Source organism: Corynebacterium sp. HMSC074C01 (assembly GCF_001814605.1).
In the GTDB taxonomy this organism is placed as follows: Bacteria; Actinomycetota; Actinomycetes; order Mycobacteriales; family Mycobacteriaceae; genus Corynebacterium.
In genome coordinates, this window is sequence record NZ_KV817301.1 from 44,565 (window position 1) to 69,981 (window position 25,417).

Here is a 25,417-nt window from a genome sequence, read left to right on the forward strand (position 1 = left end):
AGTTCCTCCTAGCTGCGCACATGGCGGAGACGGACAGGAATCGAACCTGCCAGACCGAGATGCTCGGCCTCACCGGTTTTGAAGACCGGGGCGCCCACCAGGACACGTACGCCTCCGTCTGCTCACCTTACACGGGGCTAAAGTAGGACTTATGACTGACATTAAACTTACGTCCTTTGCCGCCGGTGGCGGTTGCGCCTGCAAGATTCCCCCGGGAGAACTCGAGTCTGCTGTGGAGGGCCTCGTGGGCACCGCGGACCCCAACGTGCTGGTCGGGCTTGACGACGGCGACGATGCCTCCGCCGTGCGCATCCCCAACGGCCTGGCGGTCATCTCTACCGCGGATTTCTTCACGCCGATGCTCAATGACCCTTATGACTGGGGCCGCGTGGCTGCTGCCAATGCGCTTTCCGACGTCTACGCCATGGGCGGCACCCCCATCACCGCCATCAACCTGGTTGGCTGGCCACGCGAGGTGCTTGGTCTCGACATTTTGCGCGAGGTTCTGCGCGGCGGCATGGACGTGGCATCTCAGGCCGGCATCTCCATTACCGGCGGCCACTCCATCACCGCACCGGAACCCACCTATGGTTTGGCAGCCACGGGTATCGTCCACCCGGATAAAATCCTGCGCAACGACGCCGCCGAAGCTGGACTTCCCATCACGCTGACCAAGCCGATTGGCGTGGGCATCCTCAATAACAAGCACAAAACCACCGGTGAGGTCTCCCAGGCCGCGGTGGACTCCATGACCGCGCTTAATCGGGATGCCTCTGCGGCAGCCGTGGCGGCCGGGGTGCGCGCGGCAACCGATGTCACCGGCTTTGGTCTTCTGGGCCATCTCTACAAGATGTGCCGCGCCTCCGGTATAGGCGCAGAGCTGGACTTCTCAGCTGTTCCTGCGATTGAAGGTGCCAAGGATGCCTTGGCGGATGGCTTCATCCCGGGTGGCTCGCGCCGCAATCTGGATTGGGTGCGCCCCCACCTCGACACAGATTTGAGCGAGGAAGACTTGATTTTCCTCGCCGATGCCCAAACATCCGGTGGACTCCTCGTCATCGGCGAGGTTCCCGGCTACCCAGTCATTGGCCGGACTGTGCCGGGCGATGCACGGATTTCTATCCGCTAGTCACCGTCGAATGGCTGAGGCCCTCTGCCCTGCGGCGGGCTTCAGCGCGCCGCTTTTGGGGGCCAATGCTTGTCGACGGATCCTTCACCGCCTCCAGCCCAGCGTTGAGCACGCCAAAGCGCGTGCACGCGGATCCCGCCATGAGCGCCACGCCGGATACCACCGACACCGCGCGCGACTTTGTCGCCGACGCGATTACGGTTCCCACCCCACCCGCGGCGATGAGCGCCTCAGAGGCCTTCATGAGTTTCCCGGGCGTGCCTTCGTGCAGCGGGCGAAGAGGCTCAGGCTCCATGTTCGCTTCCATGACACGGGTCGCGGCCAGATCGGCCGCTGCGGCAGTAATACCGAGCGCTCGTGCCGCGCCCGCATTCTCCACCGGGGTAAAGACCATGACAGCACCCGACGCCGCTGCCGAGGCCGAGGACACGAACACATAGGGCAGGTGCTTCTTCGCGTCATTCCACGTCGGGTTTGATGTGTTGGCCAACAGCACCGCGGTGTAACCCGCCAGCGGTCCGCCAAGCACGCCGGCGACAGCGCCTGCTGGGCCCGCGGCCTTATTGAGGAGGCGGCGAAGCGGCTCCGGCAGCACACCACCGACCAGCTCGTCCGCTTCCACGACCGCGGGCAGGGCCGCGGCGGAAGCGAAGCTGCCCAGGATCCACGAGCCGATGGACATCGGCGAGGTCACCTTGAAGACGCGGAACATGTTGAGCAGGCGCTCTGGGCGGCCGAGGTCCAGCACCAAAAAGACCGAACCTACCGACGCCGCGGAGAAAGCCGTCAACCGCGTCGAGCGTTTCAGCGGTGCGTTCCCAGTGGCCTGGGCACCGGCGGCCAACATCGCAGAACCGCCGGCCACGCCGCCGAGGAAGAAATAGCCGCCGATGGGCCACTCCCACGGCGGGGCCTTGACTACTGGCTTGCCGTAATACGAGGAGAACTCGAAGTCCTCGGCCATGCGCTCTTCTTTGGAACCATCCTGTGCGCCGGCTCCGACTCGTCCACGCCGGCGCTTCTTGCCGCCGCCACGCCTGCGCCTAGGCTCCTGCGGCGGGCGGTACTCATCAAACTCGCTCACTTGCGGCCTCCCAACATGAATGCCCCGGCCACAGCCAGCGCCATTCCTCCGATAGCTTTCGCTGCGGTCTTGTACATCTGCGGCAAATCCGCCGTGGGCACGCGCGGATCCGGCGGCAGCCCATAAACCTCAGGAGAGTCGAGCAACAAGAAGATTGATCCCGTTCCCCCAACACCATCTTGCGAGTTTGCTCCGTAGAGACGAGCCTCCGTCAGCCCTTGCTCGTGGAGGACGCGCACGCGCTCCCGCGCTGCGGCAAGCATCTCCTCGTAGGGGCCGAATTGGATGGAGTCCGTCGGGCAGGTCTTGGCGCAGGCAGGCTGCTCACCAATTTTCAGGCGGTCATAGCACATGGTGCATTTCTGGGCCACGCCCAGATTCTTAATGGGCATGGCCTGTCCCGGTGTATGGTCGGGGCCCTGCGGCTTGAGTTGCTTCAGCTTTGCCAACACGTTTACGCCCGCGTGGTCCGGAACCTGGTAGTCCACGGTGGCCGTTTTATCCGCCTTCAGCGTCACGCCGCCGTCATCGCGGCGCTCAATCACGCCGAACGGACAACCGGCCACGCATGTCCCGCAACCATTGCACACATCATCTTGGACCACGACGGTGCCGAATTCGGAACGGAACAGCGCGCCTGTCGGGCACACGTCCAAGCATCCAGCGTTGGTGCAATGCTTGCACACGTCGGAGGACATCAACCACCGGAAATCATCGGTATCCGGGGTCATGCTTGGGGCGGAAGCTTTGGGCATGCCTAGCGAAACAAGTTTCCGTCCCTCCTCGCGAGCCTGTTGAATACGCTCGTTGCTTTGCTCAATGAAGGCCACGTGGCGCCAAGTATTGGCGCCCAGCGAACCAGTGTTGTCATAAGAGTCACCGGTGACCGCGTACCCCTCAACCGGGTTTCGGTTCCACTCTTTACACGCCACCTCGCAGGCCTTGCAGCCAATGCAAATCGAGGTATCCGTAAAGAAAGCCATGCGCTGATAGGACTCATAGCCGTGCTTATCAGCCTTTTCGGTCAAAAGATTAGCCATTGGTCCTCCTTAGCTTTCTTTGCCTTCATAGTCGGCGACGTTTCCAGCAGTCGCATCATCACCCGTGTTGTCCTCGGTAGCTGCTTTCTCAGTGCTGAAGGCATCGTCAACATCCAGGATCCGGTTGCCGGAGTCCACGGTGAGGTGTGCTCGTTCTTGGTACTCGTGCAAGAGCTGAAGACGTGCCTCGCCACGCGGGCGGCGGCCCGGCTGGATATCGCACGCGCCCACCTTGGAATTCTGGATGAATACGTTTGGTTCCAGGGTCAGGCCCAACAGGTCGTTGGCGCCATCGCCGGCTACCTCGGTGGTCTCCGATTCTCCGTAGTGATACGGCAGACCGATCTGGTGGAAGTCCTCACCATTGATAGTAAGCATCTCCATGCGGTCCGTTACCAGAACCTGTGCCTCGATGACACCGCGTGGGGACACGATGGTGGCCCACTCACCGTTGACCAATCCACGCTTGGCGGCCAGCTCCTTGTCCACCTCGCAGAAGAGTCCCGGCTGCAGCTCCGCCAAATAAGGCAGGCGGCGTGACATCGCACCCGAGGTATACATCTCCGTCAGGCGATAGGTGGAGAAGACGAACGGGAAAACATCAGCACCGCGCTCCCCCGGCTCCGGGCGGGAGAGGTTGTCTTCGCGCTTAATTGTCAGACGCGTCGGCGACTGCTGCTGCTTGTACAGCGCATTGTGTACCGGTGATTCTTGCGGCTCGTAGTGAGTCGGCAGCGGGCCGTCAGACAATCCCTTCGGCGCGAACAGCCAGCCTAGGCCGTCGGCCTGCATGATAAACGGATCGTCGCCATCGAGGGCATCAGGGCCAATGGCGTCGACAGGTGCCACGTAGTCCGGGCGCTTCGTCAACGGGAAGTCGGGCACGTCATCGCCAACCCACTTTCCTTGCTCTTCATCCCACCAGATGTACTTCTTGCGCTCCGACCACGGAGTTCCATCCGGCTTTGCGGAAGCACGGTTGTACAAGATGCGGCGATTGGCCGGCCAGACCCAACCCCAGTCGAGAGCAACCTCGTTTTGCTCCGAACCCGGAACCTTCTTCGCGGCATGGTTGATGCCGTCCTTGTACACACCGGTGTAAATCCAGCAACCGCCGGAGGTGGAGCCATCGGTACGCATTTCTGTAAAGGCAGGCAAGAGCTGCCCCTTCTTCGGGCCGTCGAGATAGTAACCGTTGATCTCCCGCAAAATCTCATCCGAGCTCGGATCGCCGTGCTCATCTTCGGTGTAGTCCCAAGTTACGGACTTGATTGGCAGGTCGCGCGGATCAGTCGAATCCGCGAGGCGCTCCCTAATCTTCTTGCCCAGCTGGTAGAAGAACCACGCCTCACTGCGCGCTTGCCCAGGCGGCGGAACCGCTTGGAAACGCCACTGGACCATGCGCTGAGTCTGGGTAAAAGTTCCGGACTTCTCCACGTGGGTAGCTGCCGGCATGAGGAAGACCTCAGTAGCAATGTCCTCAGTCTTCAGCTCGCCGTTCTTAATCTCCGGCGAATCCTTCCAGAAGCTTGCGGTCTCAATCTCTTGGAAGTCGCGTACCACCAGCCACTTCAGGGAAGCGAGACCGCGGCGCTGCATACCACCGTTGGACTGCGCCACCGCCGGATTCTGACCGAAGACAAAGTAGCCCTCTACCTCATGGCGCAGCATGGCCAGCAAGGTCTCATAGGTCGAGTGTGCTCCAGAGAGGCGCGGCATGAGGTTAAAGCCCCAGTCGTTCTCCTTGGTAGCAGCATCGCCCCAGTAGGACTTCATGAGCGAGACCGCGTAGTTCTCGCCCAATTGCCAGAAGCCCTTCTGGTCCGCCGCGCGGAAAGAATCCAGGTAATCCGCCCAGGTTTCCTGGTCCACATGCGGCATGGGCAGGTAGCCCGGAAGCGAGTTGAACAGGGTCGGGATATCCGTCGAACCCTGAATCGAAGCATGCCCGCGTAGCGCCATGATGCCGGAACCGGGGCGGCCCACGTTACCCATGAGCAGCTGCAGGATTGCCGCGGTGCGGATGAACTGTGCACCCAAAGTGTGCTGGGTAAAGCCCAGCGCGTAGGCGAAGCACGTCGTGCGCTCCGGGTTGGAATTCTGCGCAATGGAATCCGCCAAGTAGTAGAAGTCCTCCGGCGAAATACCGCAGGTCTCCTCCACCATCTCCGGGGTGTAGCGCGAGTAGTGGCGCTTGAGAATCTGGAAGACCGTGTTCGGGTCCTCCAGCGTCATGTCCTTCTCCACGTTCCACGAGGAGCCCTCGGGCTTTTGGACATATTGCCACGAGTCCGTGACATATTTGCCCTTCTCTGCGTCGTATCCAGAGAACAGGCCCTCCAAATCCTCGGTGTCCTTAAAGCCCGGCGAAATTATCGACGCCGCGTTGGTGTAATTCACCACATAATCGTGGAAATACAGGTCATTATCCAGCACGTACTTGATAATCGCGCCGAGCAACACCACGTCGGTGCCACCGCGAATACCGATGTGACGGTTCGCAAAGGCAGACGTACGCGTATAACGCGGATCAACGTGAATAATGCGCGCGCCGCGCTTCTTGGCTTCAACGACCCATTGGAAACCAACTGGGTGGCATTCCGCCATGTTAGAACCCTCGATGACGATGCAGTCCGCATTCGCCATATCCTGCAGCGGTTGGGTTGCGCCGCCGCGGCCAAACGAAGTTCCTAGACTAGGAACGGTGGCGGAGTGTCATATGCGCGCCTGGTTTTCCACCTGAATGGCGCCGGTGGCAGTAAACAGCTTCTTGATGAGGTAGTTCTCCTCATTATCCAGCGTCGCACCGCCCAGCCCAGCGATACCCATCGTGCGGTTAAGGGGACGCCCCTGCTTATCGACGTCCTCCCAGTGCCTTGCGCGCGATTCCACGAAGCGGTCCGCGATCATGTTCATCGCGGTCTCTTCATCGAGCTCCTGCCATTCGGTGGCGTAGGGTGCTCGGTACTTGATCGTGGTGATGCGAGTCGAGGAGTTAATGAGCTGCTCAGAGGCCGAGCCCTTAGGACACAGACGCCCGCGGGAAATTGGGGAGTCCGGATCGCCCTCGATTTGGATGACCTTGTCATCCTTGACATAGACGCGCTGGGAACAGCCCACCGCGCAATAGGGGCACACCGATTGCACCACGCGGTCCGCGTCTACGGTGCGTCCGCGCAGATCTTCGCTCTTAGCCGACTGCGTAGACACATCGCGACCGAAGGCATCCTTGTTCCGGATCTGGCGCACGACGGGCCAGTTCAGTGGGCTAAAACGTGACATACCTTAAACCTACTTGCTTGCCCCAGCGTTTTCCAGCTGCCACTACCCCGCCTCTCCGAACAGCACCGCTGAGTACGCTGACAACTATGAACCACACTAAGCACTTTGAGCTCAAGGTCCCCGGCGGCAAGTTGCTCGTCGTTGACCTCGATTTAGACACCGACAACACCGTCACTGCCGCGAAGGTTTCCGGCGACTTCTTCCTCGAGCCTGAGGAGGCCTATGAGGCACTAGCCCCCGCCTTGGTCGGCACCACCACCGCCACCTCGACAGAAGAGATCCAGTCCCGCCTCGATGCAGCCCTTGCACGAATCGATTCACCCGTAGCTCTCCATGGCTTTGACACCCACCACCTTGCCGTCACCGTTAAGCGCGCGCTGTCTGGTGGCACCGATTTCACCGACCACCACTGGGAGATCCTGCGCCCAGGTGTTCTCCCCACGCCCGTAAATGTCGCACTTGACGAGGTTCTCCTCAACGAAGTTGCTGAAGGAAAGCGCGGGCCCACGCTCCGATTTTGGGAATGGGAAGATCGTGCCGTCGTATTCGGTTCCTACCAGTCCTATGCCAATGAGCTGGATCAGGAGGGCGTCGACAAGCACGGCATTGTTCCGGTGCGCCGAATCTCCGGCGGTGGCGCGATGTTCATGGAGGGTGGCAATTGCGTGACCTATTCCCTGTACGCCCCGGAGTCGCTCGTGGCCGGCTATTCCTACGAGGCCAGCTACGAATACCTGGACCAGTGGGTGCTCGCGGCGCTGAACAAGCTTGGCGTCAATGCATGGTACGTGCCGATTAATGACATCACCTCGGACGGCGGCAAGATTGGCGGCGCCGCCCAGAAGCGCCGTAAGGGCGCGGTACTGCATCACACCACGATGAGCTATGACATCGATGCGGACAAGATGATGGAGGTCTTGCGCATCGGCAAGGTCAAGGTCTCGTCCAAGGGTCTTGCCAGCGCAAAGAAGCGCGTCGACCCGCTCCGCCGCCAGACTGGCGTGCCCCGCGAGGAGATCATCGAGACCATGGCGCGCGAGTTCGCCACCCGCTATGGCGCCATCGACGCCGAGCTTTCCGACGACTCCCTCGCCGCCGCCCGCCACCTCGTCGACACCAAATTCCTCAACGATGAATGGACCAAGCGTATCCCATAATTTGCGGGGGAATTTCTGGGCAGCGTACGGTGTTATAAGTTCAAGTGAACCGATCGGTATGATCGTACCGAACTAAATGGTCCATTTCTATACAACACTGTCTAGAAGGAAAATCTCGTGTCAGACACTTCCTCTCGTGCATCCTCACGCACGCTGCCCTCGTGGGCCACCGGCTTTGGCGCCCAAGTTATCGCCGGTCTCATCATCGGCCTTATTCTCGGCTTCATCGCCTCCGGCATGGAGTCCGAGTGGCTCTCCGATACCCTGTCCGGCGTCGGCGGCGCGTACGTCCAATTACTCAAGGTGATGGTCCCGCCGCTCATCTTCGCGGCTGTCGTCACCTCGGTTGCCAACCTGCGCAAGGTGGCTAACGCCGCCTCGCTGGCGATCTCTACTCTGGTCTGGTTTGCCATTACGGCCTTCTTCTCCGTCTTGGCTGGCATTCTCGTCGCCCTCGTGATGAAGCCGGGCGTAGGCACAACTGTCGATGCTTCCACCGCCGCCGACCCATCCCACATCGGCTCCTGGACCGCTTTCCTCCAGCAACTTGTCCCCGCCAACTTCTTCGGTCTCACCGCTTCGCTGAGCGAAGATGAAATCTCCCTCAGCTTCGGTGCCCTTCAGCTCCTTGTCATTTCCCTTGTGCTGGGCATCGCCGCGGTCAAGGCTGGCAAGGCGGCCGATCCCTTCCTGCACTTCACCGAATCTTTCCTCAAGGTCATCCAGGTGGTCCTCTGGTGGATCATCCGCCTTGCCCCGATTGGCACCGCCGCCCTCATCGGCAAAGCCGTGGCCACCTATGGTTGGGACGCGCTTAGCTCCTTGGGCAAGTTCGTCCTCGCGATGTATGTGGGCCTTGCACTTGTAATTTTCGTGGTCTACCCCGCCGTGCTCGCATTCAACCGGATCCCGGTAGTTGGCTTCTACAAGCGAGTCTGGCCCGTCTTTTCCCTTGGCTTCGTCACCCGTTCCTCCATGGGCGTCATGCCAGTTACCCAGCGCTTTACGGAAAAGGCCATGGGCGTACCCCGCGAATACGCCTCCTTCGCCATTCCGCTGGGCGCTACCACGAAGATGGACGGCTGCGCTTCCGTCTACCCGGCCATCGCCGCCATCTTCATTGCACAGTTCTACGGCGTTGATCTCTCCTTCACCCAGTACCTGCTCATCATCTTCGTTTCCGTCATTGGTTCCGCAGCAACCGCCGGCACGACCGGCGCTACCGTCATGCTGACGCTGACGCTCTCCACGTTGGGCCTTCCGCTCGCCGGCGTGGGTCTGTTGCTGGCCATCGAACCCATCATTGATATGGGACGCACCGCCGTCAACGTCACCGGCCAATCACTGTGTGCCACCATCGTGGCCAAGCGCGCCGGCATTCAAGACGAAGCCGTCTGGGATGCTGCTGGTAACGGAGTCTCACACATAATGAACGAGGACCAAGACGCAGACGAGCCCGAGACACAGCCGGTCAACACGACTGCATAACTCTTCCTGCCCCTCCCCAAGCCTTCCTAACACGCAAGAGCCGTGTAGGAAGGCTTTGGTATTTCTGCCCCAGGCGAAGGGCTTTACCCGTCGTTCTTTTCGACGGTGGGTGTGTTCTTGGTTTCTTGTCCTTTCGGTTGTTTGGAGTGGTGTCGTCGTTTGATTCGACGAGGGCTAGGCCCCTGTTCTTCGTTATCGTCGTCGTTTGAATCGACGGGGTTTAGAAGGGGATGTCCTCGCCGTTGTCGGTGTTGGTCTGGGTTTCGGCTTCGGTGTTGGCTTTGGTTTTGGCTTGTTGTTGTGCGTAGTCGTCGAGTTCTTGTTTGAGGTGTTGGGCTTCTTCGCGCACACGTTTCCTGGTGGCGGTGATGTGTTGGGCGACTGTTTGCGCCCACCGTTTCTGTTTTGGTGCCAGGGGGCCTTCTGCTTCGTTGATAGTCCAGGTACCGTCAGCGAAAAGCCAGATAACATCCCCACTGTAGGGGTCCAGCAGGTACTTTAAGGTGCCATCGGTTTTCATGTTGTGGTGTCCTTGGCATAAACATGCCAGGTTTTTCGGATGTGTTGGCCCGCCTTCAGCCCAGTTGTGCCGGTGGTCAAGCTGGGTAAGAAAGGCTGGTTTCTCACACCCGCCGACCCGGCAGGTCCCGTCGCGGCCTTCGACATGTTTGCGCATAATCAGGCCCGGTTGGTAGCCGTCTGCTTCGGCTACATCGCCGGTTAGATCCCGGGTTTTATCATGCGGCATGGGCTCTTGCCGCCAGCCGAAGCCTTCAATAAAGGTTGGGGCATTCTCAATATCGCAGGCCTGATAGGTGTGTAGCACCACAGCAGCTGGAGGCTCAATCTCACCGGACAGCAGTTTCTTGACAGCATCCGGAATCGTCAGGTCGTGCTTGGCAGCGGTTTGGTGGATGAAGGCATCGAGTTTAATGCCGGTATCTTCCCCAACCTGGAGTTCCAGCCACGCAGAGGTGCCATTAGAAGAAAAGCGGTAGGTGTCTTTGGGGCGGGTATCACGAAAAGCAATGGAGTCATCCAGGGTTTTACAAATATCGCGGACTTTACGCCTGATTTGGCTACGGGTAGGAAAAGCCTGATTCGCCTTAGTGGGGGTGAAGAAGTCGGCCAGGATGGTGTCGATAAAATCCAGGGTTTCAGCAGTCAAGCCGGCTAGTGCTGACATGGGTTGGTCAATAGCAATCAAGAACTCGATGTCCAGCAGGCAGTGGGTGTCTTGCAGGTGTTTGACTTTCGGCAGGCTATCAAGCCGGTGGATAGCACGCAGACCTGCTTTGATATGACCTTCGGGCAGTGACCAGGCAGCCACCAAGCTTAAAGCGGTGGTGTTGATATCAGCCTGCAGACTGGGCATAGCAGCAACCCAGGTGTTGTAGATAGCGCGGCGGGCTGCCGCGCGGGCCATTGCGTGTGGATTATTCGGATTCGTTGTTGAGAAGAAGAAAGAAGAGGAGGTTGAAGGGTGCGTGGCGGTGGTCATGAATGTCTCCCCCGAGAAACATGAGTTAGAAGAAATGTTCTAACAATGATTCTACCAACCCTCACCGCACATGGCTATAGCCAGTAGTAAATTCACGTCAAGTCGTTACTACAAACGGGGGTAGCCACCACGGGTTAGCTAGGCCGTTCGATCCTTAATCAGTAGCGGTGACTGGCACAAAACGAATAATGCCCCACGCGCGTTGTTGGTAGCACGTGGGGCATGGGGATCTACTGGGCGTCGGAAAGCGCGACGCCAGTGAGTAATTTATTCGTACCGCACATCACCGCGCGCGATGTCCTTGCGCCCGTGAACGAAGAAGTAGACCACCGAGGCCACCAGCATCAAGGCAGCCAACATCCAGTACATGACGGAGTAACCCGCCGCGGAGATGATCTGCCCCAGCAGAATCGGACCAAAGCCAATACCTAGGTCTAGCAGCAAGAAGAAGGTCGAGATCCCCGCACCCATTTCGTGCATCGGCACCAGGCGCACGGCGATAGCCTGGCCCGCCGGAAGAATTGAGCCGTAACCAAAGCCCACCAAGGCACCCGCAGCAATGATCTGCCAATCAGCTGCAGCCAGAGCAAGGACTACCAAGCCAGCAATAAAGAAGACGAGCGAGGAATAGATGATGATGTTGTCACCGCGACGATCTTGCAGCTTGCCCAGCACAAAGCGCAGAATGAGGCTCACCACCGCATAGGCCAGGAAGAAGTAGCTAGCGCCCTTCTCCAAGCCTGCATGGGAGGAGTAGCCGTTAAGAAACGTAATGATGCCCGTGTACGCGACGCCAACCAAAAGGATAAAGACGCCAAAAGGCGCCACCGCTGGGTGCACGATATTTCCCAAGGAAAAGGAGACGCTTCGACGCTCCTGCGCCGGTGCCTTGACGACGAGTCCCAACCCCAAGGCCACTACCGTAAGCGTCAGCGCCACCATAAACACGATGTTATAGCCAGCTTGGTGGACAATCGCCAAACCAGCCGCTGGACCAAAGGCAGTGGCTAGGGTCGTCCCCAAGGCGAAGTAGCCGGTCCCCTCGGCACGACGGTGGTCCGGAATCACCGATTGCGCCACTGCCATCACAGCAGTCGAGGCCACCGCATAACCGAAGCCGTGCAAAATACGGACGGCAAAAAGCATCGGCAACGAGTGCGCTGGCATGTACAGCGCCATGGCTACAGCCACCACAATAAGCGAGGCCACCAACGAGCGTTTTCGCCCAGCCGCGTCAACGATGTAACCGGAGAAGAGACGAGCAATTGTCGCCCCCACCACAAAGGCACTGGACGCAAACCCGCCCGCCGTATCCGAAGCCTGAAACTGCTCCACGGCATAGAGCGCCATGATGGTCACAAGCAGATAGAAGACCGTGAACTGGGCGAAATTTACCAACCACGCAAACACGAATGTCGGCGTAATGAGGGACTGGGATTCAGAGGACGTTTGAGACACCTTCTTCGATAGCGTTATGGAATTAAGACTTCCACACGCTACCAAAGATCAGAGATACTTTCGAATCCAATTCACGGGTTGCACGGCGCTTGACGACGCCCCTACCCGAACAGTTTTCGCAGGTAGGATGAACCAAACTTCCACTCCGGATCCATCTCTTCACGCAGCTCACAGAACTCATCAAATCTTGTATAAAGTTGAGCAAAGTCGTTCCGGGACAGGGAGTTCATCTTCCCCCAGTGCGGGCGCCCACCGGCCGCGCGGAAAATGGGTTCCAGCTTCGGCATGTAGTCCTGCGGATTCAACGCACGCGGAATGTGGAATGCAATGTACATCGACTCACGGCCAGATGCCGTCGAGAGAGCAACGTCATCCGCGGCCGTCGTGCGCAGCTCCATCGGGAATCCGATGCGCCAGTCCTGTTCATCGATGAAGCGACGGATTTCGCGGACGGTGGCGGGGCCGTCGGCAAGCGGCACGGCGTACTCCATCTCGTGGAAACGAACCCGGCGCGGGCTGACAAACACGTCGTGGGCGGCGGAACGGTAGCGATTATGAGAAATGACCGAGGTGGCGAACTTATTAAGGGTCGGAATCGTTCCCGGAATCAGGCGCCCCAACGCCAAGGCGGCGGCAAAGGCGCCGTTGCCGATGAGCTCGTCGTCGATAAGCTGCTTAAGCCGTGAGCGGCGCTCCCCATTCGGTTCGAGGCGCGTGTTGGCCTTGACCATGGCGCGGTCGGTATGCGGGAACCAATAGGACTCGAAGTGATCGACGCTGCGGGAGAGCTCCTCCCAATTATCCATCAGCTCATCGAAGTCAATGCCAGACTCCTCAGCCAGCAGGTCGAAGGCATCCACGCACTGCATTTCAACTTCGACGACCACGCCGAGCGCGCCCACGCTGACGACTACGAGGCGCAGGAGCTCCGGGTCCTCGTCGATGGAATAGGTGCGGGTGTTGCCGTCGGCGTCGATAAGCGTCAGCCCAGTGACCGTCCCCGCAAATCCCGTGTAATTGATGCCGGTGCCGTGGGTCGAGGTCGAAATCGCACCCGCCAGCGATTGCGGGTCCACATCGCCCTGGTTAGCCAGGGCAAGCCCAAACGGGCGCAGGAGCCTAGGCACATCCCGCAAGCGAGTGCCGGCCAGGAACCGGACGCGTTTGCGCTGCTTATCGACGCTCACCAGCCCACTCACGTGGTCTAGGTTGAGCATCGTCTCCTCCCCTGCCGCGATGGGAGTGAAGGAGTGGCCGGCGCCCACCGCACGCACGCTGCGGGAGCGGCTAATAATTCCGGGGATCTCGTCTATGCGGGAGGGCTGTACAAACTCCTGCGGTTTCGCAGCAACCGAACCTGCCCAATTGCTAAATGTGGTTGTCATCGGAGTGTCCATCCTTGTCCTCTATAGGTGTCCCATACATCAACGCCGTCGTGCCCGACGGCGAGGAGGCGGTCGACGTTTTCTGTCATCTCCCCCGCCTTGGCGTGGCGGAACCACACCAGGTCCTCGACGCTCAGGTCAGCCCCGCGCAGCGGAGTCTGTACCTCACCGGCACCCTCCGTGCTGGAGTAGCTAAGGCCCGCCGGCCACACCGGTACGGGGACGCGATCCTTCGCGGGAGGGCCGGAGGCGATCCAGCCGCCGGAGTTGACCGTGGCCCAGCCCGGCGCGGGCACACGGGATACTTGGCAGACGAAGAACGCGGCCGCCTTGTGGTTAATGCCAGTGAAATCATCGAAGATCGCTGGCGTATAGAAGCCGGAGCCAGCGGCCAGCTCGGTCAAAGTTCCCTCGGCCGCGGATTCCTGGAGGCTGCCCGTGCCACCGCCGTTGACGAATTCGATGTCCGCCACCTCCCGCGCGGCCGCCACGCAGGCTCGGCGCCGCGGGGCAAGGTCAGCCATGGACTTCGAACGCAACCAGCGCTTGACCGCCCCCACCGGACCTGGCAGGCCATCCGCGACGGAGGCCACCTGCCCTTCATAGGCCATGAGTCCGACAAGCCGGTGCCCGCGGCGAAGAATCTCATGGGCTAGCGCTGAGACCTGTTCCGGTGTGCGCACGGGCGAGCGCCGCGGGCCGATAACCGCACCCGGCAAATGGAGGGTGCAGTCTATGTCAATGGCCACGCGCAGGGAACCCTCAAGCAGGTCTAGGAGCTCAGCACTATCCACCATGATGGTGATGGCCTCGCACGCAGTGTCATCCGCTGCGAGCTCACGCAGAGCCTTCCGATTGACGCTCGGGTAGGCCACCACGATGTCACGGAAGCCCTCTCCCACCAGATGCAGCGCCTCTGGAACGGAATACGCGAGGATACCCCGGTATCCCTCATGCTCGAGGGCACGGCGAAGTGCCGCCACGCTGCGTATTGACTTCGAGGCCACGCGGATCGGCAGTCCTCCGGCACGAGTCGGCATCTGCGCAGCGTTGTAGTCAAACGCGGCGAGGTCAATAACGCCCACGGGCGCTGGGCTTTCTCCTGATCTGACGAGCGGCTCAACGGCCGCGCGTACCTGGGCCTGTGGAGTGGTCACGAGGATTGGCATAGCGTCATCCTAACCACAACTAGTTTAGTTTGTGAGACAAATCTCGAAAGACTCATAGCGCCATCACATATTTTTGGGACAATAGACCGCATGAAGACCTTCACTCAGACCTGTCTGCCCCAGCGAGTGCTCAATTTCTTGGACACGGACCCCGCCCGCGATGTGCGCGGCACGGGTGAGCAGCACCAGGCCCACGCGCCATTTAGCGGTGAGGAGCTCTTTAGCTTCCCCGTCGCCACCGCCGGGGACGTCGAGAAGACAGTCACCTATGCGCGTACCGGCGTTGGCCAAGGTGACCGCGCCGCCATCCTGCTGCGCCTGCACGACCTCGTCCACGAGAACGAGGAGCTCATTCTCGACCTCATCCAAGCCGAGAACGGCAAATCCCGCTCCCATGCTTATGACGAGCTGATGGATCTGTATAACTGTGCGCGCTTCTACGCCGTCAACATCCGCAAGGCTTTCGGAAACGACCGCCACCCCGGCGCGCTTCCCGTGCTGACTAAAACGCGCACCCAGCACTACCCGCTGGGCGTGGTGGGACTTATCTCTCCGTGGAACTATCCTCTGTCCCTCGGTGTGGGCGATGTTCTGGCGGCCCTTTCTGCTGGTAATGCCGTGGTCCACAAGCCGGATTCTCAGACCACGCTGACAGCGATTCTACTGCGACGCCTAGCCATTGAGGCGGGCCTTCCGGAGGCCGCTTGGCAGCTGGTTCCCGGCCGCGGGGCGGAGGTGGGTGATGCCCTGGTTCCGCTGGTGGATGGGCTCTCCTTTACCGGTTCCACCAAGGCCGGTAAGTCCATCGCTACCCAGGCTGCGGGGCGCCTCATCCCCACCATGCTGGAGCTGGGCGGCAAGAACCCGATGCTGGTGCTTGACGACGCCCCCCTTAAGTCCACCGCCCAAGGTACCGTGCGCACCGCATTCTCTTCCTCCGGGCAGCTCTGCATGTCCGCCGAGCGCGCCTATGTCCACGAGAGCGTCTTTGAGGAGTTCCTCGCAGAACTCACAAATGCACTGGACCAGCAAGTGCTCGGGGCGGCATTCTCCGATGCTGCCACCATCGGCTCGCTGACCTCGCAACGCCAGCTCGATGCCGTTCAAGCCCACGTCGAAGACGCCGTGTCCAAGGGAGCCACCGTGGTCTACGGCGGAAAGGCTCGACCGGACCTCGGCCCCTTCTTCTACGAGCCCACCGTGCTGACCGGCGTGACCCCAGAGATGGATCTCTATGCCACCGAAACCTTCGGCCCAGTACTGGCGGTGTATGCGGTGAGCTCTGATGCCGAGGCCATCCAGCGCGCCAATGAGACCACCTACGGTCTTTCTGCCTCCGTGTGGTCCGGAAACTCCCGCCGCGCGTGGAAGGTTGCCTCCCAGCTGGAGGCCGGCATGGTCAACATCAACGAAGGCTTCGCCGCCGCCTATGGCTCCATCGCCACCCCCGGTGGAGGCGTCAAGGAGTCTGGCCTCAATCACCGCCACGGCATTACCGGCATGCGACTGTGGGCCAACGAGCGAACCGTGGCCGAGCAGCGCCTGCACCCGCTTGCGCCGTCGGAGTACATCTCGCCGGAACGCTTCCGCCAGCTGGTATCGACGGGCATGCAGCTGATGAAGACCTTCCGGCTCTAATCTAGACAGCCATGAAGGAACTTAACCGCGACGAGCTTCTAGCCCGCCGGCTCATTGCTCAAGGCCTCGCCCCATCGGCCGCGAGGCCATCGCTCGCCTCGGCGCTGGACGTCGCTGAGCATCTCCTCGCCCTGCAGGGTCAGACCTACGATGCCGGCGTTCGTGCACTCTCCCTGCGCGCCGGGTGTGACGAAGACAAGGTTGTGGAGGAGATAAAAAGGTATCGCGTGGTGCGCTGTTGGCCACAGCGCGGCACGCTGCACTTCATGCCGGCTGCCGACGTCCGTTGGATGTCCCGCTTGCTCTATCCGCGCGTGGCCTCCAGCCAGAAATCCCGGCGACCGAGCTTGGGGCTCAGCGAGGACATGGTGGCAGCAGCTTCGGAAGCACTACATGGCGCAACCACCGAGCCTCTCACTCGCGCGGAGGTCTACGAGCTTTTCGCCGAGACAGGCGTGGATCCCACAGATGGTCGCGGCTCCCACTTATTGCGTGCCTTCGGCGGGGCAGGTGACCTAGTCCAGGGCCCAAAAGCTGGCAACCAAGAGACCTTCCTCCATGTCGATGCGCTACCTACCGTCCAGCGCGAGCCGGAGGAACCGCTTACTGAGCTGGCCCAGCGCTATGTCGAAGGCCATGGCCCCGTGTCCGTAGCCGACCTCCAAACATGGTCCAAGCTCAGCAAGTCCCAGGCCGCCAAGGCTCTTGCGAGCACGGAGGCCACGACCGTTAACCATGATGGGCAGAGACTGTGGATGGCGGGCTGGCAGGAGGATGTCACCGCGAGCGAAATCGACGGTGCCTTAAAAATCCGGCTCGAACTCCCTGCCTTCGACGAATACCTGCTGGGCTATGCCAACAAGGATTGGATCGTGCCCGATGAGATCCGAGCAAACGTCCTCACTCGAAATGGCCTCAGTTGGCCGTGGGTCATGGAAGGCGGACGCGGCGTGGCCAGCCTACGGCATCCGTAGGATGCGGCGATGAACCGTTCCTTCGGGCTCGACATGGATAAACACTTCCGCACCGGGAAAAAGCTCATCGATGGCGTCTTCGATGCGGTCGGCGATTGTGTGCGAGTGCAGTACCGTCCACTCGCCGGGAACATCCATGGTGAGGTAAACAAGGCGCTGGCGCCCTGCCGCGACCGTGCGGCGTGAGGTGAAGGAGACCTGGTGGTGGTCCTCCAGCTCATTGAGAAGCGCGTCCAGCTGGGCGTGCTCTTCCTTAGGCAGGGACTCCGACAACAGGGAGCTCAGTGATTCTTTGAGCAGCTTGTAGCCCGTCCACAAAATATTGAGGCCCACGGCAAACGCGATGGCTGGGTCGAGCCACAACCAATCCGTGAGGCTGACCGCGCCGATGCCAAGGAGGACGCCGACGGACGTCCAAACGTCGGTAAGCAGGTGCTTTCCATCCGCCTGCAAGGTGGCCGAACGATGCTGCCTGCCCGCGCGCACAAGCAGAAGGCCCACGCCCAGGTTAAGCAAGGAAGCCACAAGCGACAGCAGGAGGCCAAGCCCAGGCTGCTCCAGCGGCTGCGGATCCAGAAAACGGCGAATGGCCATGTAGATAATCATCGCTGCAGCGACGAAAATCATCACACCCTCGACCAGCGCGGACACATACTCGGCCTTGCCGTGACCGAACTGATGGTTCGCATCGGCCGGCTTTGCCGCAATTTTGATAGCCACAAACCCCACAACGGCGGCGACGAGGTTAACGCCGGATTCGAGGGCGTCGGAAAGAAAGCCCACCGATCCCGTCACCGCGGAAGCGATGACCTTGAGCGCAATCGTGGCCACTGCGGTGGCGATAGAGAGCTTCATAAAGCGCTCGAGCAGCAGTTGCTCTGAGCTAAGAGAAGACAAGTGAAAACTCCTTCGGTTCGGGTGCGGACCGAAGGTCTCGTTCACGCCGCAGGCTGTGCAAACGCTGGCTGGCCGGGCGGAAAAGCCAGTATGTCGACCAGGCATCTCGGAAAGTATCCGAGGGAACTACTCCCCTTCAGGAATATCTAACATTATAGAGGCCTTACAGCGGAAGCAAGACGCAAAAGCCGCGGGTTGCGCACCCGCGGCTTTACTAAACATAAGGTTTAGTGCTGGCCCTCTGCGAATTCCTCAACCAACTTAGCGTTGAAGGCTGGGAGATCGTCCGGGGTACGGGAGGAAACCAGACCCAGGCAGCGCCTGCCTTCTTGACTGCCTCCAGCGGAGAGAACTCGCCTACCACGTCGCTACACCCGAACGCTTTCGAGTTGGGTGCGCGGGCAGCATGTCGACCGCCCCATGTTCCCAGCTACTCCTTAAGGACATCCTTACGCTGATTACCCAGATAGGCGTAAGCAGCGGCGATGAGAGCCTGCGTCGCCGTGGTGAGCGTCGGCTGCAGCTCCGGAGCAAATCGCGAGTTGTGGTTGGGAATTGATGCGCCATCGGTACGCCCGCCGAAGCCCCAGAAACAATAGGGAGCGCCAAAGGCATCGGGGATGCGTGAGAAATCTTCGGACGCCGTCCACGGCTCCATGTCGAGAACATTGTCGCTGCCGAGGACGTCGATAAGCTGCGCGCGCACCTTTTCAGTCACGTCTTCATCGTTGACGGTGAGGGGGTAATTATCACTCTGCGCAAACTCTGGCTCGCGCGGGGACATCGCTGCCCGGCACTCTGCCTTCACAATGCGGTGAATCGCCTCAACGATTTGAGCCCTGACATCCTCATCATAAGCACGGATGTTGATGCGCAGGGTCGCCGAGTCCGGGATGATGTTTGCCTTCGAGCCCGCCTGCAGTGCCCCAACGGTCAACACGGCGAACTGGTGCGGATCGACCTCACGGGAGACAATTGTTTGCAGCCGCAGAACGATGGAGCTGGCCAGCACCACAGGATCGACGCTGAGGTGCGGCATCGAGCCGTGGGAACCGTGACCATAAACGGTGACCGTGAGTGAGGTCGCTGTAGACAAGACTGGGCCGGGCGCAATCAGTACGCTGCCGGCTGGGGCGTTCTTATCAATGAAGATGTGCTGGCCAAAGGCCACATCAGGCGTGGGGACTTTATCGGTGAGCCCTGCATCCACCATGGACTGCGCGCCCTCCGCGGTTTCCTCGCCCGGCTGGAAAAGGGCGACGAATGTACCGGACCACGCATCGGTCGCCTTGGCCAGCGCCTCGGTGGCGCCGAGTAACCCGGCCACGTGGGCATCGTGACCACAGGCATGCATTGCCTCGCCCGTAGCGGAGTAGTCCAAGCCGGTGTCCTCGGTGATGGGCAAGCCGTCGAAATCGGCGCGCTCTAGGACCGTCGAGCCTTCGCCGTTTCGGAGGATGCCGACGACTCCCCCGCCGAATTCCAGCACCTCAACTCCAGGAAACTCCCGGAGCTTATCCGCGATAACGCCGCGGGTGCGCTCCTCCTCCATGCTGAGCTCAGGATGCTGGTGCAAATCCTTGTAGAGGGCTTCTTGCCACTGCGTGGCCTCTGCTGCGCGATCTAGGATGTGGGCAATACTCATGCCCACAGCCTACGCGCTATGAGCGCACGGTTAGCCGCCGATCTTGAAATCGCAGACGTCGCCGTCCTGCATGATGTACTCCTTGCCCTCTTGGCGCACCTTGCCAGCATTGCGGGCTTCCGCCATGGAGCCGGCGGCGTCCAAGTCATCGAAGGAGACGATTTCGGCCTTGATGAACTTCTTCTCAAAGTCGGTGTGGATAACGCCGGCTGCTTGCGGTGCTGCAGAGCCTTGCTTAATGGTCCACGCGCGGGCCTCCTTCGGGCCGGCAGTCAGGTAGGTCTGCAGGCCGAGAGTGGCGAAGCCGGCCTTGGCCAACGTCGCCAAGCCGGGCTCCTCCTGGCCTACCGACTCGAGCAGCTCCAGGGCCTCCGCCTCGTCGAGCTCCAGGAGGTCGGTTTCGGTCTGGGCATCGAGGAAGACGCATTCCGCAGGGGCGACGAGCTGGCGCAGCTCCTCCTTCTTGGCGTCATCGGTGAGCACGGCCTCATCCGAGTTGAAGACGTAGAGGAAGGGTTTCGCGGTCATGAGGTGCAGCTCGCGCAGAAGCGCGAGGTCGATCTCGTTGTTCTTGGAAGCAGCGAAGAGGGTCCGGTCATCCTCCAAGATGGCCTGGGCCTTCTTGGTCTCCTCCACGGTCTCTGCCAAGTCCTTGTTCTTGCGGGCTTCCTTTTCCAAGCGCGGCAGGGCCTTCTCAATGGTCTGGAGGTCCGCGAGGATGAGCTCAGTATTAATAACGGAGATGTCGTGCGCCGGGTTGACCTCACCGTCGACGTGGATCACGTTTTCATCAGCGAAGGCACGAACCACCTGGCAGATGGCGTCAGCTTCACGGATGTTGGCGAGGAAGGCGTTACCCATGCCTTCGCCCTTGGAAGCGCCTTCCACAATGCCGGCGATATCCACGAAGGACACGGTGGCCGGCAGGATGCGCTCGGAGCTGAAGATTTCCGCAAGGCGGTTCAGGCGGGAATCGGGAAGCTCAACGAGACCGACATTGGGCTCAATGGTGGCAAACGGGTAATTCGCCGCCAAGATGTCAGAACGGGTCAGGGCATTAAACAAAGTGGACTTGCCCACGTTGGGCAGGCCGACGATTCCAAGTGTAAGACTCACGGGGCCAATCCTAACGCACCCCGAATCTTTTGAGGCAAGATGGTGGGGTGAGTTCTGATCAGCCATCCCCCAACGCCTCTTCCTCTGAGTTCGCCGCCGCGGAGGCAGCGCTCGGCGGGCGTTTCGATGACTCCGTCGATGCTGCTTCGCTGAACGCTGTCTCTCCGCACCCGCCCGGCAACCAGGTGGATCGCTCCGTGGTCGTCGGCGAGGTCATCAAGTCCGCATCGCTGTGGGCACTCCGCCTGACCATCATCGGGATATTCCTGTATGCCTCCTTCCGCATGCTGGGCAACTTTTGGCGCGGCATCCTGCCCGTTCTCATAGCGCTGATTATTTGCACTGTGCTTGCCCCCATTGCGAGCGCCATGCGGCGCAAGGGACTGCCCTCAGCTCTCGCTGCGGCAGTGACCATTCTGGTGTCTTTTACTGCGGTGGGCGCTCTTTTTATGTTCATCGCACCGGACTTCGCGCGGCAGTCCCAGACACTGTATCTGCAGACGGTAGAGGGCATTCAGCGCTTGCAGCTATGGGCACAGGGCCCGCCGCTCAACCTCGACGCGGATGAGATCGGCGGCTACATCGATGAAATCGCCCTGTGGCTACAGCGCCAAGCAGGATCCATCGCGGGCTCCGTATTCACCGGCATTGGCACGGCGACTTCCATCGTGGTCACGCTCTTCATCATCGTGGTGCTGACCTTCTTCTTCCTTAAGGACGGCCACAACTTCTTGCCGTGGCTGCGCCAGGCCACGGGCCGCCGGACCGGCTGGCACCTCACTGAGCTGTTGACCCGCGTGTGGAGCACGTTGGGTGGTTTCGTACGGGCACAAGCTGTCGTCTCCGCCGTTGATGCTGTCTTTATCGGCCTCGGCCTGGCACTCATCGGTGTGCCTTTGGCCATGGCGTTGGCCATCATCACGTTCATCGCCGGATTCATCCCCTTTGTCGGCGCGATCGTGGCCGGCGCCCTATCCGTGACCATCGCACTGGTCTCCTTGGGCCTTACCAAAGCACTGCTCGTTCTTGGCTTGGTCCTATTAGTTCAGCAGCTCGAGGGCAACGTGCTTTCCCCGTGGCTGCAGTCGAAGGCCATGAACCTGCACCCAGTTATCGTGTTGATTTCCGTGACCGTAGGTTCCGCACTCTTCGGCCTCATCGGTGGTTTCCTCGCCGTCCCAGCCGCAGCGACCATCGCGGTGGTCTACCGCTATTTCCAGGACATGATGATGCTCCAGTCGGGCGAGAGAACTGCCGAAGACTTGGAGTTTTCGACCGTCGCTGGTTTCCTCATCGGGCGCTATACGCAACAGCAGGGCGACCGAAAGCGCGAACAATGGCTGTCCATCCCCGACCACGCCGCACCCGAAGGTGCAGCCGAAGACGTCGCCCACAACGGTACGAGCCCTCTGGACCAAAAGATCGACGCGAATGTCGACGTTGACGCGGGCTTCAGTGAGCGCGATGGAGGAGCACGAGCGGGGATCAAGCGCGCAATTAACGCTCTCGAACAGATGTTGCAGTCAAAGGATAAGGACTAACCCTTCACGTCCGGGGCGCATGCCATGATGACAGGCATGACGTCTTCCCTCCCCGTAGTGCTCCTATTCCTCGGCCTCATCATTGGGGCCGCATTGGGCTGGCTAGCCCGCGCCTATTCAGCGCAATCCGCCCAGCCTTCAGAGGAGCATCGCGCCCTGCAAGAGTCCCAGCGCCGCCAAGCAGAGCTCGCTCCGCTGGAGAAGGCCATGGACCGTCTCGGACTACAGCTCCAGGAAATCGAGGAAGATCGAGCGACCTCACTCGCAGCACTCAGCAGCCAAGTCCAAGCGGTAACTCGTACCTCAACACGCCTGTCGGATCGCACGGACAAGCTGGTCGGCGCGCTGCGCTCCCCCAATGTCCGCGGACGGTGGGGCGAAGTGCAATTAGAGCGCGTCGTTGAACTCGGCGGCATGCGCAAACACGTCGACTTTGATTCCCAAGTCAGCGCCCGCATCAACGGATCGCTGGTACGCCCCGATCTGGTCATTCACTTGGCCGGAGGGCGCAGCATTGTCGTGGACGCAAAGGTTCCTCTCAGTGCCTACCTCGACGCAATGGAGACCGAGGACCCAGAGGAGCGGGCAGGGTATCTCCGGCGCCATGCTCACCTCATGCGTTCTCACGTGCAGGCATTGGCCTCCAAGGACTATATCGAGGCTTTCTCCCCCACCCCACAGTTTGTGGTTCTCTTTGTCCCTGCCGACACTTTCGTTGACGCTGCCCTGTCTATCGACGCCGAATTGCTGGAGTTCGGCTTCGAGCGCAACGTCGTCATCGCCACCCCAAGCACCCTCTTTGCCCTCTTGCGCACCGTCGCGGTGAGCTGGCAGCACGAGGAAATCTCCGATAAGGCCCGCGAAGTCCAGCGTTTGGGTCGCGAGCTTTATACGCGCTTGAACACTCTTAACGAACACTACGACAAGGTGGGCCGCGGACTCGAACGCGCGGTGGAAGCCTATAACGCAAGCTTGGCCAGTTTGAATTCTCGCGTCGGGGTTACCGCGCGGCGGCTCAAGGATCTCGATGTTCCAGCCCGCGTCGACCGCCTTCCGGTGGAACCGCGCAGCGTCGGGTCTTGGCCGCGGCGCGCCCAGAATGAATAACGTTTTGGTCACCAAGCCCGGTAAGCTTTCTGGGCGTGTCTGTAGCCAAAAATCGTCGCCGCCCTCCCCGCCGCGGGATGCCGCTTAGCCGAGCACTCCTCGTCGCGCTCGTCGTTACGCTTGTGGCCTTGGCGGTCTCAGGCATTCTGGGCAGCGTGGGGCTGCCCTTCGCCCTGATTTTTGGACTCGGCTCGCTGTCTGTCACCTGGTTGGTGGAAACTCGCGGCCTCTACATGACGGTAATTTCCCTGCCGCTGCTGTACGCATTAGGAACCGTGGTTGGCGGGTTCATCAACTCCACCGCTGGATTGCCGGAAGGGGCCTCGCCCTTTTCCAAGACTGCGATTCTCACCACGGCTTTCCCACTGTTGCAGCATTTCCCCGTGCTCATCGTCACGGTTGTGGCTTGCGCGCTACTTGCAGTTCTGCGCCTGTGGCGCAGCGATAGCCACGCGAAGGACCTTGAGGCGGAAGCCCAAGAAAAGCGCCGCGCCGAAGTTGCGTCCGATCGCCGGAGCCGCTCCGAGCGCCTGTCCGTAGCAGAACTCCTTGCCCGTGAGGCCACGGGCTCAGGCCGAGTCCGTGAGCGCGACCGTGAAGAACGTCGCCGGATTCAAGCTGAAGAACGCGCGAAGCGCCGACAGGCTTCCCCCGATGCGGATGAGCGGGAAGATTTCCGCCGCGCTGCAGCCGAATCAGCGGAGAATGCGCGGCGTGCGCGGGAGCGCTCCCAGCGGACCTCCCAGCCGCTGGAAGAAAATCTCTACGACGAGGATTAACGCGCCGTACGTGCCGGACGCAGTTCGCGCGGCAGGGAGAAGGTAATGGTCTCCGTAGAGGTGGTCACCTGCTCAACATCGTTGTAGCCGCGCTCATCGAGGAACTCCAGCACTTCACGGACGAGCAGCTCAGGCACGGACGCACCACAGGTCACGCCAACGGTGTTTACGCCTTCGAGCCAGGCTTCGTCGATCTCCGAGGCAAAGTCCACTAGGTGTGAGGTCTTAGAGCCCGCCTCCAAAGCAACCTCGACGAGGCGCTTGGAGTTCGAGGAGTTCTCGGAGCCCACAACGATCATGAGATCGCACTTCGGCGCAATGGCCTTAACCGACTCCTGGCGATTCTGCGTGGCGTAGCAAATGTCATCTGATGGCGGGTTCTCCAAGTGCGGGAAGCGCTCGCGCAGCTTGTTGACGATCTGGATGGTTTCATCCACCGACAACGTGGTCTGGGACAGCCAGATGAGCTTTTCCTCATGCAGAAAATCGGGCAGCTTGTCGACGCCCTCCAGGCCATCCACGAGGTGGGTGACGTCTGGGGCCTCACCGGCGGTGCCTTCGACCTCTTCGTGCCCCTCGTGGCCGACAAGGAGGATCTGGTAGCCATCGCGCTCAAAGCGCTGAGCTTCCTTGTGAACCTTGGTCACCAGCGGGCAGGTGGCATCGAGCGTGAGCTGCTTGCGCTCTTGTGCCTCCTTGCGCACGCTCGGCGCGATGCCGTGTGCAGAGAACACGAGGTGAGCGCCTTCGGGGGCTTCGGAAGCCTCCTCCACAAAGATGACACCACGCTTAGCCAGGGATTCAACAACGAACCGGTTGTGCACAATCTGCTTGCGCACGTAGATAGGGGCGCCGTACTTCTCCAACGCCTTCTCCACTGTCTCAACAGCACGGTCCACGCCGGCACAGTAGCCGCGGGGAGCCGCCAGGAGCACCTTCTTTGCAGTTTCAGTCATGGCACCCACAGTATCGAAAGTCGCAGACATACTGTAGTTCCCGCCCAACCGGCTTGGCGGTGACACCGGAT

At 60.6% G+C, this 25,417-nt stretch carries 19 protein-coding genes, 1 tRNA gene and 1 pseudogene; 8 read left to right on the forward strand and 13 right to left on the reverse strand.

Features of this window, described 5'->3' with window-relative positions:
- Positions 1-21: 21 nt before the first annotated feature.
- Positions 22-116: transfer RNA gene (locus HMPREF2978_RS11705), tRNA-Sec, on the reverse strand.
- 35 nt (positions 117-151) lie between these two features.
- On the opposite strand from HMPREF2978_RS11705, the gene selD reads away from it, so the two are divergent.
- Positions 152-1,129, forward strand: a complete 978-nt coding sequence (selD, locus tag HMPREF2978_RS11710) for a selenide, water dikinase SelD (protein WP_070524877.1) — start codon at positions 152-154, stop codon at positions 1,127-1,129.
- Here the strand turns inward: selD and nrfD are convergent.
- Genes nrfD through fdnG form a run of 3 tightly spaced genes read right to left on the reverse strand, consistent with a single transcriptional unit; the run spans position 1,119 to position 6,535 of the window.
- Entirely contained in the window at positions 1,119-2,213 is a 1,095-nt protein-coding gene (gene nrfD, locus HMPREF2978_RS11715) for an NrfD/PsrC family molybdoenzyme membrane anchor subunit (RefSeq protein WP_070524875.1), read from the reverse strand. The two genes, selD and nrfD, sit on opposite strands and share 11 nt — an antisense overlap.
- Entirely contained in the window at positions 2,210-3,253 is a 1,044-nt protein-coding gene (locus HMPREF2978_RS11720) for a 4Fe-4S dicluster domain-containing protein (RefSeq protein ID WP_070524873.1), read from the reverse strand. Before HMPREF2978_RS11720 ends, nrfD begins: the two co-directional genes overlap by 4 nt.
- Before the next feature lie 9 nt (positions 3,254-3,262).
- A complete protein-coding gene (fdnG, locus tag HMPREF2978_RS11725; protein ID WP_232770869.1) occupies positions 3,263-6,535 on the reverse strand; it encodes a formate dehydrogenase-N subunit alpha in 3,273 nt (1,090 codons plus the stop codon).
- 86 nt (positions 6,536-6,621) lie between these two features.
- Between fdnG and HMPREF2978_RS11735 the strand changes: the two genes are divergently transcribed.
- A complete protein-coding gene (locus HMPREF2978_RS11735) occupies positions 6,622-7,692 on the forward strand; it encodes a lipoate--protein ligase family protein (RefSeq protein WP_070529063.1) in 1,071 nt (356 codons plus the stop codon).
- Positions 7,693-7,809: 117 nt separating this feature from the next.
- On the forward strand, positions 7,810-9,180 hold the full coding sequence (locus HMPREF2978_RS11740) for a dicarboxylate/amino acid:cation symporter (protein WP_070597044.1): 1,371 nt from the start codon (positions 7,810-7,812) through the stop codon (positions 9,178-9,180).
- A gap of 220 nt (positions 9,181-9,400) precedes the next feature.
- On the opposite strand, the gene HMPREF2978_RS11745 is transcribed toward HMPREF2978_RS11740, so the two are convergent.
- The 4 genes from HMPREF2978_RS11745 to HMPREF2978_RS11760 form a co-directional block, all read right to left on the reverse strand.
- Positions 9,401-10,681, reverse strand: a complete 1,281-nt coding sequence (locus tag HMPREF2978_RS11745; RefSeq protein ID WP_070745674.1) for an HNH endonuclease signature motif containing protein — start codon at positions 10,679-10,681, stop codon at positions 9,401-9,403.
- Positions 10,682-10,948: 267 nt separating this feature from the next.
- Positions 10,949-12,139, reverse strand: a complete 1,191-nt coding sequence (locus HMPREF2978_RS11750) for an MFS transporter (RefSeq protein ID WP_070745676.1) — start codon at positions 12,137-12,139, stop codon at positions 10,949-10,951.
- A gap of 101 nt (positions 12,140-12,240) precedes the next feature.
- Positions 12,241-13,524, reverse strand: coding sequence for a D-arabinono-1,4-lactone oxidase (locus HMPREF2978_RS11755; protein WP_070530501.1), 1,284 nt, complete (start codon positions 13,522-13,524; stop codon positions 12,241-12,243).
- Entirely contained in the window at positions 13,521-14,693 is a 1,173-nt protein-coding gene (locus tag HMPREF2978_RS11760; RefSeq protein WP_070745679.1) for an alanine racemase, read from the reverse strand. The genes HMPREF2978_RS11755 and HMPREF2978_RS11760 overlap by 4 nt, the downstream gene beginning before the upstream one ends.
- A gap of 90 nt (positions 14,694-14,783) precedes the next feature.
- Between HMPREF2978_RS11760 and HMPREF2978_RS11765 the strand changes: the two genes are divergently transcribed.
- Entirely contained in the window at positions 14,784-16,331 is a 1,548-nt protein-coding gene (locus tag HMPREF2978_RS11765) for a succinic semialdehyde dehydrogenase (protein WP_070745682.1), read from the forward strand.
- A gap of 11 nt (positions 16,332-16,342) precedes the next feature.
- Positions 16,343-17,305: a winged helix DNA-binding domain-containing protein gene (locus HMPREF2978_RS11770; RefSeq protein ID WP_070745684.1), complete on the forward strand. Its 963-nt coding sequence runs from the start codon at positions 16,343-16,345 to the stop codon at positions 17,303-17,305.
- Here the strand turns inward: HMPREF2978_RS11770 and HMPREF2978_RS11775 are convergent.
- From HMPREF2978_RS11775 to ychF, 4 genes and pseudogenes are all read right to left on the reverse strand, one after another.
- Positions 17,291-18,202 carry a cation diffusion facilitator family transporter gene (locus HMPREF2978_RS11775; RefSeq protein WP_070529085.1) on the reverse strand — a complete coding sequence of 304 codons (912 nt, stop codon included), beginning with the start codon at positions 18,200-18,202 and terminating at the stop codon, positions 17,291-17,293. The genes HMPREF2978_RS11770 and HMPREF2978_RS11775 overlap by 15 nt on opposite strands.
- A 227-nt stretch (positions 18,203-18,429) precedes the next feature.
- Positions 18,430-18,513 (reverse strand): annotated as a pseudogene (locus HMPREF2978_RS13490) (peptidase C56); the annotation flags it as partial.
- 119 nt (positions 18,514-18,632) lie between these two features.
- The gene (locus HMPREF2978_RS11780; protein ID WP_070529088.1) at positions 18,633-19,847 is read right to left on the reverse strand and encodes an amidohydrolase; all 1,215 of its coding nucleotides are present in this window, start codon (positions 19,845-19,847) and stop codon (positions 18,633-18,635) included.
- A 30-nt stretch (positions 19,848-19,877) separates the two neighbouring features.
- Entirely contained in the window at positions 19,878-20,963 is a 1,086-nt protein-coding gene (ychF, locus tag HMPREF2978_RS11785) for a redox-regulated ATPase YchF (RefSeq protein ID WP_010187319.1), read from the reverse strand.
- A 47-nt stretch (positions 20,964-21,010) separates the two neighbouring features.
- On the opposite strand from ychF, the gene HMPREF2978_RS11790 reads away from it, so the two are divergent.
- From HMPREF2978_RS11790 to HMPREF2978_RS11800, 3 genes are read left to right on the forward strand one after another with little or no spacing between them, the layout of a single operon-like run.
- Positions 21,011-22,504: an AI-2E family transporter gene (locus HMPREF2978_RS11790; RefSeq protein WP_070529092.1), complete on the forward strand. Its 1,494-nt coding sequence runs from the start codon at positions 21,011-21,013 to the stop codon at positions 22,502-22,504.
- Between the two features lie 36 nt (positions 22,505-22,540).
- On the forward strand, positions 22,541-23,611 hold the full coding sequence (locus tag HMPREF2978_RS11795; RefSeq protein ID WP_070529507.1) for a DNA recombination protein RmuC: 1,071 nt from the start codon (positions 22,541-22,543) through the stop codon (positions 23,609-23,611).
- A 35-nt stretch (positions 23,612-23,646) separates the two neighbouring features.
- Positions 23,647-24,390 (forward strand): DUF6542 domain-containing protein, encoded by a 744-nt coding sequence (locus HMPREF2978_RS11800; protein WP_246818775.1) that lies wholly within the window; start codon positions 23,647-23,649, stop codon positions 24,388-24,390.
- Here HMPREF2978_RS11800 and HMPREF2978_RS11805 read toward each other — a convergent pair.
- Entirely contained in the window at positions 24,387-25,346 is a 960-nt protein-coding gene (locus HMPREF2978_RS11805) for a 4-hydroxy-3-methylbut-2-enyl diphosphate reductase (protein ID WP_201828430.1), read from the reverse strand. The genes HMPREF2978_RS11800 and HMPREF2978_RS11805 overlap by 4 nt on opposite strands.
- Positions 25,347-25,417: the final 71 nt, after the last annotated feature.